Raw genomic sequence first — 11,703 nt, 5'->3', positions numbered from 1 at the left:
CGGCGGTGCTGGTGCTGCTGCTCGGCCTCGCGGGGCTGGTGCCGGTGCTGACCAGCGGCGACAAGCCGGAGGTCAGGCCGACCGGTGCCGACACCTCGTCGGCCGCGCCCGCGCCCACCTCGGCCGCCGCCCCGCCGCCGGCGACCAGCGCCGCACCCAGCCCGACCCCGCCGGCAAGCCCGTCGAGTTCCCCGTCGACCGACCCGAACGCGCTGCCGGCGGGCTGGACCCTGCACCGCGGGCCGACCTTCACCATCCCGCTCCCTCCGGGCTGGCGGGTCGGCCGGACGACATCCACCCTAGTTGTCTTTTACCAGCGCAACGGCGTCGGCGAGATGCTCGTCGAGTGGACGAGCGAGCCGAAGAAAAACGCCGAGGCGGACTGGCAGAACCAGGAACCGAACCGGAAGAACTACGTCCGGAACTACGAGTTTGTCAGCATCAAGCCGTGCGACTGGTACCGCACCTGCGCCGACTGGGAGTGGAAGGAGACCCGGGACAACACCCGCATCCATGTCCGTAACCGGGGCTTCGTCACCGCCAGCAATCGCGGGTACGCCATCCGGTGGGAGGTGGCGGAGAAGGACTGGCAGGCTGAGCTGGCCACCTTCGACCAGATCGTCAAGGGGTTCCAGCCCGACCGGAAAAACTGACCGCCGCACATCCCACTCGCATGACTCGCCATCAGGCGGGGTACCTGTCCTTCGACGACGGAGGAGGTACGACATGGGACGCCGATGTGGAGACCACCGCTGCCGGTTCGGGCTGTGGACGCTGGTGCTGCTCGCCGACCTCGTCCTGCTGCTGACCAGCGCCGGATTGTCGGTGCCGGTCGCGCTGGTCGCCGTCATGGCGGTCACCGCCGCCGGGGTCGCCGCCTGGCGGATCGCCCGGAAGCCCGTCCTGGCCCGTTCGGACGCCGCCCAGCGCGCCGGCTGACCGGTATCGATCAGCGCAGCGCGGCGGGATCGAGCTGCCAGCGGAACGGCTCGGTCAGAGTCAGCGTCTCCCCGGCCTTGGCCACCCGGTCCTCGACATAGTGCGCGCCGTCCAGCCGGTACAGCCGCAGCGAGTGGGTCTCGCCGTCCTGCTCCACCAGCAGGTACCAGGGAATCCGGGCGATGGCGTAGAGCTGCATCTTGAGCACCCGGTCGGCGGCGGCGTTGCCCGGCGAGACGATCTCACAGACCAGAGCGACCTCGCCCGCCTCGACCACGGTGCCCTCGTCGTCGGTGTCGGCGACCACCACGTCGGGAATCGCGATCCGGTTCGGCCCGAGACGGACATTCACCGCCTCGAACACCAGGAGGCCGTCAGCCGCGGCAGCGAGGCTGTTGGCCAGCAGGCGGGACACCAACTGATGGCGCTTGCTGGGAGCAGGGCTCACGATCAGGCTCCCGTCGAGCAGTTCGATCCGATCCGGCGTCTCGCCCAGGGCGAAGTAGTCGGCCTCCGTCCAGAGGCCGACGTGGTGCTCCAGGGGTGCCGCGCTCACCGGCGTTCACCTCCCGCTCCGATCGCCACCTGCTCAGCTTCACACGATACGAGGTCACGCCCGGCGAGCGACACAGCTCAGCGCGGTAGGCTCCCCGCCCATGGTGTCGATCGACGGGCTGGGCGACCTCTGGGACAGGCTCCTCAGCGCCCAACCTGATCCCCCGCCGCTGCTCGTGCTGATCACCGCCCTGGTGGCCCTGGTGGTCGTGTCCGCCCGGCTGCCCTGGCGGATCACCCGCAACGCGGTCACCATCGCCCACGAGGGCGGGCATGCCCTGGCGGCGCTGCTCACCGGCCGCCGGCTGCACGGCATCCGGCTGCACTCGGACACCTCCGGGCTCACCCTCTCCGCCGGGCGGCCCAGCGGCCCCGGCATGATCGCCACCCTGCTCGCCGGGTACGTCGCGCCGTCGCTGGTCGGGCTGGCCGGAGCGTGGCTGCTCGGCGGCAACCGGATCACCCTGTTGCTCTGGGTCACGGTGGCCCTGCTGCTGGCCATGCTCGTGATGATCCGCAACGTGTACGGCGTGCTCTCCCTGCTGGTCACCGGCGGCGTGGTGTTCGCCGTCTCCTGGTACGCGTCCCCGCAGACCCAGGCCGCGTTCGCCTGGACCTCGGTCTGGTTCCTGCTGTTCGGCGGCGTACGGCCGGTCTTCGAGCTGCAACGGCTGCGCGGCCGGGGCCGGATGCCGGAGTCCGACGCCGACCAGTTGGCCCGCCTCACCCCGTTCCCGGCGCTGTTCTGGGTGGCCGTCTTCGGCCTGGTGAACCTCGGGGCGCTGGCGGTCGGGGCGGCGTTGCTGGCCGGCCCGATCCTCACCGAGGCCGGCCTCGTCCCCTGAGCCGGTGCCCGCCAGCCCGGGACGCCGGCGACGCGCGCGAGACTGAGCGAAGCGCGCGAAATTCCCGGCAACCGGACGGGGCCCGCCAGGCGTGTCCACTGCGATCGCCACGGGGGAGGTAGCAGGGTGCCGGACGTCGACGGGTTCGACGAGTTCTACCGGGGCAGCCGACAACGGCTGCTCGGCTTCGTCTACGTGCTCACCGGCAACCTGGCCGAGGCGCAGGACGCCGTGCAGGAGGCGTACGTGCGGGCCTGGCAGAGGTGGTCGACGGTCTCCGGATACGACGACCCGGAGGCGTGGGTACGGGTGGTGGCCAGCCGGATCGCGGTCAGCCGCTGGCGGAGCCTGCGCAGCCGGGCGAAGGCGTACCTGCGGCACGGGGCGGTGGAGAGCGTGCCCGCCCCCAGCACCGACACGGTGGAGGTGGTGGCCGCGCTGCGCCGGCTCCCCGAGGAGCAGCGCACCGCGCTCGCCCTGTACTACCTGCTGGGCATGCCCGTGGCCGAGGTGGCCCGGGAGACCGAGGCGCCGGTCGGCACGGTCAAGGCCCGGCTCTCCCGCGGGCGGGCCGCGCTGGCCGGGCTGCTCGCCGTCACCGACCTGGAGGAGGCCTGATGTCGGAGGACCTGGACCTCGTGGAGCGGATGCGCCGGGAGTTGGCGGCCGTCCGGTGGGCCGAGCCGGCGCAGTTGCGGGCCCGGGCCCGGCGGCGGTCCCGGCGTACGGCGCTGTCGGTGGCGGCGGCGGTGCTGCTGGTGGCGTCGGCCGCCGGTCTGGCGGCGACCGGGTCACCTGGGGCACAGCAGCCGACCCGGAGAAATCAGGTGGCGGCGGCACCGGTGGCGCACCGGGCGGAGATCCCGCTGGACGCTCTCCTGCAGCCGGGGGACCTGCGGCAACGGACCGCCCCGCCGTTGACCGGCTCTGGGCTCGCGGCACCGGTCGCGCTGGACGGCGCACTCGGCCGGTGCCTGCGCGAACGACACAACTGGACCGGCTGGACGGTTTCCCGGTACTCACGGTCGCAGAGCGTGCAGTTGGCGGAGAGCCGAAACGGGGCGTTGACCGGCCTGTACCTGACGCAGGACCTCTACCGGCTCCGTGCGGAGACGGCCGCCGGGTTTCTCGCCGACGTGGACCGGTGGGTGCGGGTCTGCGCCGACTGGTCCAGGCCGGTGGAGGGGGCGGTGCCCCGCGCCGTGATGCGGTACCGGTGGGAGGTGGCGGCGCGGGGATTCACCGGCGACGAGGCGATACTCCTGCGGCAGACCGTGTCTGCCTCGGGCGGGGCGGCGTCGCCGGGCGATCCGGGCCGGGTGACCGATGCGGTCGTCCGGGTCGGCGACCTGCTCACCGTCGTGAGGTTGGGGCCCGACAGCGATGAGCAGGAGTTGCGCCGGCTGGCCGGGGTCGCCGCGTCGCGGATGTGCGTCGCCGCCAACCCGCCCTGCTGACCGGCGAGCGCCAAGGTCCGCGCGGCGGCCGGGACCGCCCCGGACGGGGGCGAGCCTCCGGACGCCGCGCGGAGTCGCGCGGGAGGCGTCGCTACAGCGGGATGTTGCCGTGCTTCTTCGGTGGCAGGGTTTCCCGCTTGGTCCGCAGCACCCGCAGCGCCCGGACGATCTGGGTACGGGTCTCGTGCGGCGGGATGACACTGTCGACGTACCCGCGCTCGGCGGCGACGTACGGGTTGGCCAGGGTGTCCTCGTACTCGGCGATCTTCTCGGCCCGGACGGCGGCCGGGTCCTCGGCGGCGGCCAGCTCCTGCCGGTAGAGGATGTTCACCGCGCCCTGCGCGCCCATCACCGCGATTTGCGCGGTCGGCCAGGCGAAGTTGAGGTCCGCCCCGAGGTGCTTGGAGCCCATCACGTCGTACGCCCCGCCGTACGCCTTGCGGGTGATGACGGTGACCTTCGGAACGGTCGCCTCGGCGTACGCGTAGATGAGTTTCGCGCCGCGACGGATGATGCCGTCCCACTCCTGCCCGGTGCCGGGGAGGAAACCGGGAACGTCCACGAAGGTCAGCACGGGGACGTTGAAGGCGTCGCAGGTGCGGACGAACCGGGCCGCCTTCTCGCTGGCGGCGATGTCCAGGGTGCCGGCGAAGTGCATCGGCTGGTTGGCGACCACACCCACCGGGCGGCCCTCGACCCGGCCGTAGCCGATGATCAGGTTCTGCGCGTAGAGGGGCTGGACCTCCAGGAACTCGCCGTCGTCGAGGACGTGCTCGATCACCCGGTGCATGTCGTACGGCTGGTTGGCCGAGTCGGGGATCAGGGTGTCCAGCTCCCGGTCGGAGTCGGAGATGTCGAGGTCGGCGGGGGCGTCGTACACGACCGGCTCGTCGAGGTTGTTCGACGGCAGGTACGACAGCAGCGCCTTGACGTACTCGATCGCGTCGTCCTCGTCGGTGGCGAGGTAGTGCGCGTTGCCGCTGCGCGAGTTGTGGGTACGGGCGCCGCCCAGCTCCTCCATCGCCACGTCCTCGCCGGTGACGGTCTTGATGACGTCCGGGCCGGTGATGAACATGTGCGAGGTCTGGTCGACCATCACGGTGAAGTCGGTGACCGCCGGGGAGTAGACCGCGCCACCCGCGCACGGCCCCATGATCAGCGAGATCTGCGGGATGACGCCGCTTGCCCGTACGTTGCGGAAGAAGATCTCGCCGTACAGGCCGAGGGAGGCGACGCCCTCCTGGATCCGCGCTCCGCCGGAGTCGTTGATGCCGATGACCGGGCAGCCGATCTTCATGGCCAGGTCCATCACCTTGACGATCTTCTCGCCGAAGACCTCACCGAGGGAGCCGCCGAAGACGGTGAAGTCCTGGGCGAAGACGCAGACCTGCCGGCCGTCGATGGTGCCGTAGCCGGTGATCACACCGTCGCCGTACGGGCGGGTCCGCTCCATGCCGAAGTTGGTGGACCGGTGCCGGGCCAGTTCGTCCAGTTCGACGAACGAACCGGGATCGAGCAGCAGCTCGATCCGCTCCCGGGCGGTCTTCTTGCCCCTGGCGTGCTGCTTCTCGACCGCGCGCGCCGAACCGGCGTGCACCGCCTCGTCGACCCGTCGCTCCAGGTCCGCCAGCTTGCCCGCGGTGCTGTGGATGTTGATCCCGGTCTCGGTAGTCACCCAGGGAATATAACGATGGTTCAGCCCGCCGCCGTTGTGCAGTGCGCCTCAGTGCCGCCCGTAGGCTGGCGGGATGCCGGGTTCCCCGTACACCGATCTGGACCGACCGCCACTGTCGGCGGAGCGGCTGGCCCGCGCGCTGACCGCGCCGCACGGGCCGTGGCGGCGGCTCGACCTGCGGGTCGAGACCGGTTCCACCAACGCGGACGTGGCCGCCGCCGCGCGGGCGGGTGAACCGGAGGGTCTGCTGGTGGTCGCCGAGCGGCAGACCGCCGGGCGGGGTCGGCGGGGCCGGGTGTGGCAGTCGCCGGCCCGGGCTGGCATCGCGACCAGCGTCCTGCTGCGGCCCGGGGAGGCCGTGGCGGAGCGCGGCTGGCCACCGGCCCCCGCGACCGGGTACGGCTGGCTGCCGTTGCTGGCCGGAGTCGCCCTGGTCGAGGCGGTGACCCGGGTGGCCGAGGTGGAGGCCGGTCTGAAGTGGCCGAACGACCTGCTGATCGGTGCGGCGAAGTGCGGCGGCATCCTGGCCGAGGCGGTGCCCGGGGCGGCACCGGCGCAACCCCCGGCGATCGTGCTCGGCATCGGCCTGAACGTCACGTTGCGCGCCGACGAGCTGCCGGAGAACCCGACCGGGCTGCCGGCGACCTCGCTGCAGCTGGCTGGTGCCGTCGCGACCGACCGGGATCCGCTGCTGCGCGCCCTGCTCCGCTCGCTCGCCCAGTGGTACGACCGCTGGCGGGCAGCCGGCGGCGACGCGGTGCACAGCGGGCTGCGTGACGCCTATCTGGCCTGCTGTGCGACGCTCGACCGGCCGGTGCGGGCGCTGCTTCCCGACGGCACGGAGCTGTCCGGCCGCGCCACCGGCGTGGATGTCGACGGTCAACTCCTGCTCGACACCCCGGCCGGTCTCCGCCGGCTGTCCGCCGCCGACGTCCTCCACCTCCGCTGATCCTCGCCTCCGCTCGCTCCCACCTCGTCGATCATGAGGTTGGCGGGGGGTTCCGCCCGGATCGGTGCCGTCACCCTCATGATCAGCCGGATCGGTGGCGGGATTGTGCCGCGAGGGTGGTACGGCAGGGCGCCGGGAGTGGTTAGGGTCGGGCGTCCGGTTCCGCCGAGGAGGTTGTCGTGGCATTCCCCGCAGACGTGCTCACCGAGGACGAGCACGTCGTCCTGCACCTGCACCCGCACTGGAAGGCGCTGGTACGCCCGGTCCTGGTGCTGCTGCTGGGCGTCGCCGCGCTGGTGGCGGGCTGGATCCTGCTGCCCGGGGGTGACGGCGGGATGATCGCCCGCTACGTGCTGACCGGGCTGGTGCTGGTGCTGCTGCTGTGGTGGGCGTGCTGGCCGTTCCTGGTCTGGCGGACCACGCACTACCTCTTCACCGACGAGCGGGTGCTGCTCCAGCACGGCGTGCTCGCCCGGGAGCGGCGTGACCTCCCGTTGGCCCGGATCAACGACCACTCGATGAGCCAGCGCCTGGTGGAACGGGTGCTGGGCTGCGGCACGTTGACCATCGAGTCGGCGGGTGAACGCGGCCAGTCGGTGCTGCTCGACGTGCCGCGGGTCGGCAAGGTTCAGACCAAGCTCTACGAGTTGGTCGAGGCCCACCACGACAAGCACTCGGTGGGCGACGACGAACTGCGGGAGATCCTCGCCGACATGCGCGACGGGAACGCCGCGACCTGACCCGGCGCGGCCGGGCGAACCAGTGGGGAACGGGCGGTCAGCGGCGGGGTCGGCGGGTGCCGGCGTGCAGCTCGGCGGCGAGTTCGGCGTCCAGATCGGCGCTCACGGCGCCGCCGAGGCCGGGGTCCAACGCCGGGCGGACCTTCGGTTGCGGGAAGATCGGCTCGGCGGCGGCTGACGGCTTCCGCCGGTCGGTCGGCTGGGTCTCCTCCAGCTCGGTGACCGACTCGGCCAGTTCCGCGACCGGGTCCAACTCGGCCATCGTGTCCCACTCGTCGCGGGGCAGGTGGTGCCAGGTCTGCGCGGCGTGCGCGGGGACCGGCTGGAAGACGAAGGTCCGGTACGACCAGAAGCGGAACAGCGTGGCCAGCAGGACGCCGCAGGTTTTCGCCACGTTGAGCGCGAGCAGGCCGTGGACGCCGAGGCCGTACTTGGCCAGGGCCAGGACGCCCAGCTCGATCAGCAGCCCGGCGCCATTGAAGAGGAAAAACAGGACATACTCCCGCTGGACCGCCGATTTCGGGCGATCCCGGTACGTCCAGTGCCGATTCATCAGATACGACGTGATCGTGGCGACGATGGTCGCGATGACCGTCGCCTTCAGTTGACCGTTGACGAAAACGGTGAGTGCCAAGGCGTTGAACACCGCGTAATTGATGACGGTGTTGACGCCACCGACGATGCCGAATTTGAGCGCCTCGTGGATGAACTTCTGCCAGCGCTCGGGCAGCAGACGGACAAGACGCATGCGGAACACCTTAGGGCAGAGGTCGGGAGCCGGCGGATCCCGGCCGGACGGGATGGGCGTTAGCTCACGCCCGCGGCGGCGGGTCGTCCGCCGCCTCCGGAACCGGGGGGATTCCCGCTTCCACGAAGACGAACCGTCGATACGACCAGAACCGGAACAGCGTCCCGAGCCCGGTGCCGACCAGGAAGCTGGCGATGTTGTCCGCCAGTGCGGTCTGGAACACGTCCGGCCAGATGCTGCCCAGGCCGTACCGGCTGAGCGCCAGGCAGGCCACCGCGATGCCCAGCCCCACCGCGTTGAAGAAGAAGAAGAGCGCGTACTCGCGGGCCGGGTGGGAGCGCAGCCGGTGCCGCCATGTCCAGAATCGGTTGCCGATGAAGGCCAGGGTCGCCGCCACCACGGTCGAGACCGTCTTCGCGGCGACCGGCGGGACGCCCTGGCCGAAGGCCAGGAAGTTGAACAGGGCGAAGTCGATGAGGAAGGCGATGCCGCCCACGGTGGCGAACTTGCTCAACTCGCGGACGAGGTGACCGAAACGGTCCAGCAGGGTGCTGACCAGACCCGAGGGGGTCTGCGGAGAACCGGGTTGGTCTCCGGTCGTCGTCACGGCCACCCGCCGAGCGTACCGGTTGGGGGTTGCGCGGGCGCGGAGCAACGGCGAGCCGTCCGGGACGGACCCGTGGGCGGCGCCGGAAGGTGAGTCCCCTGTCACATTCGGCATTCCTTTCGTTCCGGCTTCAGGCCGATCGCGTCGTCCGTCTGATTTCCGGTCCGGCGTCGTCGATGTCGAAGCGCGGCAGCAGTTGACCGCAGGATTTGCGTGAAACTGCGCGCCGAAGCGGGTATCAGATCGCGATGCGGCAACCGGGCCGTACCTTGTGCAGTTCTTCACAACCAGTCCCACTGACTAAAAGGTCCACCCGGTTTACGCTGAGCGCAATCCCAGGTTTTCACGAAGGCGACGCGGTCCGCGTCCGCCGAGAGTCGTGCATCCCATAGATCGGTCAGCGTCGACCACGAGGAGATGTGTCATGGTTGCTCCGGCTGTTGTGCGGGGTATCGATCAAGCCCCGACGACCCACCCCAAGCTGCTCGCCTGGGTCAGAGAAGTCGCGGAACTGACCACCCCGGAGCGGGTGGTGTGGGTGGATGGGTCGGACGAGGAGTGGCGGCGCCTCACCGACGAACTCGTCGACAAGGGGACACTCATCCGGCTCAACCCGGAGAAGAAACCCAACTCGTTCTACGCCCGGACGGACCCGACGGACGTCGCCCGGGTCGAGGAGCGGACCTTCATCTGTTCGGTCGACGAAGCGGACGCCGGCCCCACCAACAACTGGATGGCGCCGGCGGAGATGAAGCGGACGATGACGGAGTTGTACCGCGGTTGCATGCGCGGGCGCATCATGTACGTCATCCCGTTCTGTATGGGTCCGGTCGAGGCCGAAAGGCCGATGTTCGGCGTCGAGATCACCGACAGTCCGTACGTGGTCGCCTCGATGCGCATCATGACCCGGATGGGGACGAAGGTCCTGGAGGCGATGGGTGACGACGCCGACTTCGTGCACGCGCTGCACTCCATCGGCGCCCCGCTCGCCCCCGGCCAGCAGGACGAGACCTGGCCCTGCAACGAGACGAAGTACATCTCGCACTTCCCGGAGACCCGGGAGATCTGGTCCTTCGGCTCCGGCTACGGCGGCAACTCGCTGCTCGGCAAGAAGTGCTACTCGCTGCGGATCGCCAGCGTGATGGGTCGCGACGAGGGTTGGCTCGCCGAGCACATGCTGATCCTCAAGATCACTTCGCCGGAGGGTCGGGTCTACCACATCGCCGGCGCGTTCCCGTCGGCCTGCGGCAAGACCAACCTCGCCATGCTGGAGCCGACCATCCCGGGTTGGAAGGTCGAGACCATCGGTGACGACATCGCCTGGATGCGGTTCGGCCCGGACGGCCGGCTCTACGCGATCAACCCGGAGTACGGCCTCTTCGGGGTCGCGCCGGGCACCGACTGGAAGACCAACGCCAACGCGATGCGCACCCTGGAGCGCGGCAACTCGGTCTTCACCAACGTGGCCCTCACCGACGACGGCGACATCTGGTGGGAGGGCATGGGTGAGCCGCCGGCGCACCTGACCGACTGGAAGGGCAACGACTGGACCCCGGAGAGCGACAGTCTCTCCTCGCACGCCAACAGCCGGTTCTGCACCCCGATCACCCAGTGCCCGATCCTGGCCGACGACTACTACGACCCGAACGGGGTGCCGATCGACGCGATCCTCTTCGGCGGCCGCCGCCGGGACACCGTCCCACTGGTCACCGAGGCCCGCGACTGGGTGCACGGCGTCTACCTGGGTGCCACGCTCTCCTCGGAGACCACCGCCGCCGCCTCCGGCGCGGTCGGCGTGGTCCGTCGTGACCCGATGGCGATGCTGCCGTTCATCGGCTACCACGCCGGTGACTACTTCCGGCACTGGATCGAGATGGGCAAGGGTGTCGACGGCGACGAGTCGAAGCTGCCCAAGATCTACTACGTCAACTGGTTCCGTAAGGACGCCGAGGGCGACTTCCTCTGGCCCGGCTTCGGCGAGAACTCCCGGGTGCTCAAATGGATCATCGAGCGGATCGAGGGTCGGGCCGAGGCCGTCGAGACCCCGATCGGCATGGTCCCGGCGCAGGACGCGCTCGACGTCGAGGGTCTGGACATGACCCCCGAGGACGTCCGGATCGCCCTCAAGGTCGACCCGGACGAGTGGCGCGAGGAGTTGCCGCTGGTCACCGAGTGGTTCGAGAAGTTCGGTGACAAGCTGCCGGGCGTGCTCTGGGCCGAGCTCGACGCCCTGCGCGCCCGGCTCGACGCGCAGCAGCCCCGGCGGTAGGTGTGCCGGTTGCCCGCACCGGGCACCATCGGATCCCATGAGGACGGCCGTCGAGACCACGCAGGTCCGGCGGCCGTCCGCCGTCCGGGCGTTGACCACGCTGCTCGCCGCCACGGCCGCGGCCACCGTCGTGGTCGAGCTGCTCAACTGGTGGTACGCCCCGGAGCAGGAGTTCGGGCTGGCCGTACGGACCGGTTGGGCCATGCTGCGCTCGCTGGGCTTCCTGGTGCTGATCGGGCACGTCAACCGCGGACGTGCCGGGGCGAAGCCGTTCGGGTTGATCCTCGCCGTCACCACCGTCTTCGCGGTCGGTCGGCTGGTGGTGCCCCGGGAGGGGGTGCCGCCCCTGCCCGGCCTGCTCGGCTTCGCCCTGCTCGCCGTGCTCTGCGGGGCCGTGGTCTGGCTGCTCTACCGCTCGGAGGCGGTGGCCGGGCACCTGGTCCGGCACCGCAAGGGCCTGGTGCTCGACGCCGGGACGATCACCTGGCGGGAGATCGCGCCGAAACGGCCCCCGGTCACCGCCTGGCTGCTCACCAGCCGGGTCGCCGCCTTCACGTACAGCCCGCTGCTGCTGGTGCCGGCCCTGGTCGCCGCCGGCGCCGTCCTGGACGACCGGCTCGCCGCCGCCCCGGTGGTGCTGCTCTGGTTCCTCACCGGTATCGCGGTCAGCTACCTGGTGCTCTTCTGCACCGCCTTCCTGATGCGGGGCCGGCGTTGGGCCCGCACGCTGCTGGTGGCGATCACCCTGGGCGTGCTCGCCGTCGATCTGCCGCTGTGCTGGTGGCTGCTCGGCGTCGACGGACTGATCCGCGACGGTGCCCCGCTGGTCGCCGCCGCCGTCCTGGCCCTGTACGGCCTCCGCCGTGCCGCCCGCGCCGAAGCCGCCTCGCTTCCCACCTGAACGCGCCCGCCGCTGCCC

At 70.8% G+C, this 11,703-nt stretch carries 12 protein-coding genes and 1 pseudogene; 9 read left to right on the top strand and 4 right to left on the bottom strand.

Translation table 11 applies throughout. The features are described from left to right. Positions 1 to 653, top strand: a pseudogene (locus E1182_RS31290) (serine/threonine protein kinase); the annotation flags it as partial. Positions 654 to 726: 73 nt separating this feature from the next. Then, positions 727 to 939 (top strand): hypothetical protein, encoded by a 213-nt coding sequence (locus E1182_RS24850; protein WP_132269572.1) that lies wholly within the window; start codon positions 727 to 729, stop codon positions 937 to 939. Between the two features lie 10 nt (positions 940 to 949). Here the strand turns inward: E1182_RS24850 and E1182_RS24845 are convergent, their stop codons facing one another. After that, positions 950 to 1,495, bottom strand: a complete 546-nt coding sequence (locus tag E1182_RS24845) for a Uma2 family endonuclease (protein ID WP_132269570.1) — start codon at positions 1,493 to 1,495, stop codon at positions 950 to 952. A gap of 100 nt (positions 1,496 to 1,595) precedes the next feature. On the opposite strand from E1182_RS24845, the gene E1182_RS24840 reads away from it, so the two are divergent. From E1182_RS24840 to E1182_RS24830, 3 genes are all read left to right on the top strand, one after another. Continuing rightward, on the top strand, positions 1,596 to 2,339 hold the full coding sequence (locus E1182_RS24840) for a M50 family metallopeptidase (protein WP_132269568.1): 744 nt from the start codon (positions 1,596 to 1,598) through the stop codon (positions 2,337 to 2,339). A gap of 126 nt (positions 2,340 to 2,465) precedes the next feature. Further along, a complete protein-coding gene (locus tag E1182_RS24835; protein WP_132269565.1) occupies positions 2,466 to 2,957 on the top strand; it encodes a SigE family RNA polymerase sigma factor in 492 nt (163 codons plus the stop codon). Beyond that, the gene (locus E1182_RS24830; RefSeq protein WP_132269563.1) at positions 2,957 to 3,796 is read left to right on the top strand and encodes a hypothetical protein; all 840 of its coding nucleotides are present in this window, start codon (positions 2,957 to 2,959) and stop codon (positions 3,794 to 3,796) included. The genes E1182_RS24835 and E1182_RS24830 overlap by 1 nt, the downstream gene beginning before the upstream one ends. 91 nt (positions 3,797 to 3,887) lie before the next feature. Here the strand turns inward: E1182_RS24830 and E1182_RS24825 are convergent, their stop codons facing one another. Continuing rightward, the gene (locus tag E1182_RS24825; RefSeq protein WP_132269561.1) at positions 3,888 to 5,471 is read right to left on the bottom strand and encodes an acyl-CoA carboxylase subunit beta; all 1,584 of its coding nucleotides are present in this window, start codon (positions 5,469 to 5,471) and stop codon (positions 3,888 to 3,890) included. Positions 5,472 to 5,544: 73 nt separating this feature from the next. Here E1182_RS24825 and E1182_RS24820 point away from each other — a divergent pair, with 73 nt between their 5' ends. Both E1182_RS24820 and E1182_RS24815 read left to right on the top strand, forming a co-directional pair. After that, positions 5,545 to 6,420, top strand: a complete 876-nt coding sequence (locus E1182_RS24820) for a biotin--[acetyl-CoA-carboxylase] ligase (protein ID WP_132269559.1) — start codon at positions 5,545 to 5,547, stop codon at positions 6,418 to 6,420. A 179-nt stretch (positions 6,421 to 6,599) separates the two neighbouring features. Further along, positions 6,600 to 7,160, top strand: coding sequence for a PH domain-containing protein (locus tag E1182_RS24815; protein WP_132269557.1), 561 nt, complete (start codon positions 6,600 to 6,602; stop codon positions 7,158 to 7,160). Between the two features lie 37 nt (positions 7,161 to 7,197). Here the strand turns inward: E1182_RS24815 and E1182_RS24810 are convergent, their stop codons facing one another. Further along, on the bottom strand, positions 7,198 to 7,908 hold the full coding sequence (locus tag E1182_RS24810; RefSeq protein ID WP_132269555.1) for a GtrA family protein: 711 nt from the start codon (positions 7,906 to 7,908) through the stop codon (positions 7,198 to 7,200). Positions 7,909 to 7,972: 64 nt separating this feature from the next. Continuing rightward, the gene (locus tag E1182_RS24805) at positions 7,973 to 8,521 is read right to left on the bottom strand and encodes a GtrA family protein (protein ID WP_243706404.1); all 549 of its coding nucleotides are present in this window, start codon (positions 8,519 to 8,521) and stop codon (positions 7,973 to 7,975) included. Between the two features lie 418 nt (positions 8,522 to 8,939). Here E1182_RS24805 and E1182_RS24800 point away from each other — a divergent pair, with 418 nt between their 5' ends. Together E1182_RS24800 and E1182_RS24795 are read left to right on the top strand one after the other, a co-directional pair. Further along, entirely contained in the window at positions 8,940 to 10,784 is a 1,845-nt protein-coding gene (locus E1182_RS24800) for a phosphoenolpyruvate carboxykinase (GTP) (protein WP_132269551.1), read from the top strand. Positions 10,785 to 10,821: 37 nt separating this feature from the next. Then, complete coding sequence (locus E1182_RS24795) at positions 10,822 to 11,685, top strand: hypothetical protein (protein WP_132269549.1); 864 nt, start codon at positions 10,822 to 10,824, stop codon at positions 11,683 to 11,685. The last annotated feature ends 18 nt before the right edge of the window (positions 11,686 to 11,703 follow it).

It is taken from the genome of Micromonospora sp. KC721, assembly GCF_004348355.1.
GTDB lineage: Bacteria > Actinomycetota > Actinomycetes > Mycobacteriales > Micromonosporaceae > Micromonospora.
The sequence above is the reverse complement of the archived record's forward strand: the minus strand, read 5'-3'. Positions and strand labels throughout refer to the sequence as shown.

Excerpts from the sequence above, each read along its gene's own strand:
- E1182_RS24850 (WP_132269572.1), top strand. The coding sequence starts at position 727 with ATGGGACGCCGATGTGGAGACCACCGCTGCCGGTTCGGGCTGTGGACG.
- E1182_RS24795 (WP_132269549.1), top strand. The coding sequence starts at position 10,822 with ATGAGGACGGCCGTCGAGACCACGCAGGTCCGGCGGCCGTCCGCCGTC.
- E1182_RS24800 (WP_132269551.1), top strand. The coding sequence starts at position 8,940 with ATGGTTGCTCCGGCTGTTGTGCGGGGTATCGATCAAGCCCCGACGACC.
- E1182_RS24820 (WP_132269559.1), top strand. The coding sequence starts at position 5,545 with ATGCCGGGTTCCCCGTACACCGATCTGGACCGACCGCCACTGTCGGCG.
- E1182_RS24810 (WP_132269555.1), bottom strand. The coding sequence starts at position 7,908 with ATGCGTCTTGTCCGTCTGCTGCCCGAGCGCTGGCAGAAGTTCATCCAC.
- E1182_RS24840 (WP_132269568.1), top strand. The coding sequence starts at position 1,596 with ATGGTGTCGATCGACGGGCTGGGCGACCTCTGGGACAGGCTCCTCAGC.
- E1182_RS24830 (WP_132269563.1), top strand. The coding sequence starts at position 2,957 with ATGTCGGAGGACCTGGACCTCGTGGAGCGGATGCGCCGGGAGTTGGCG.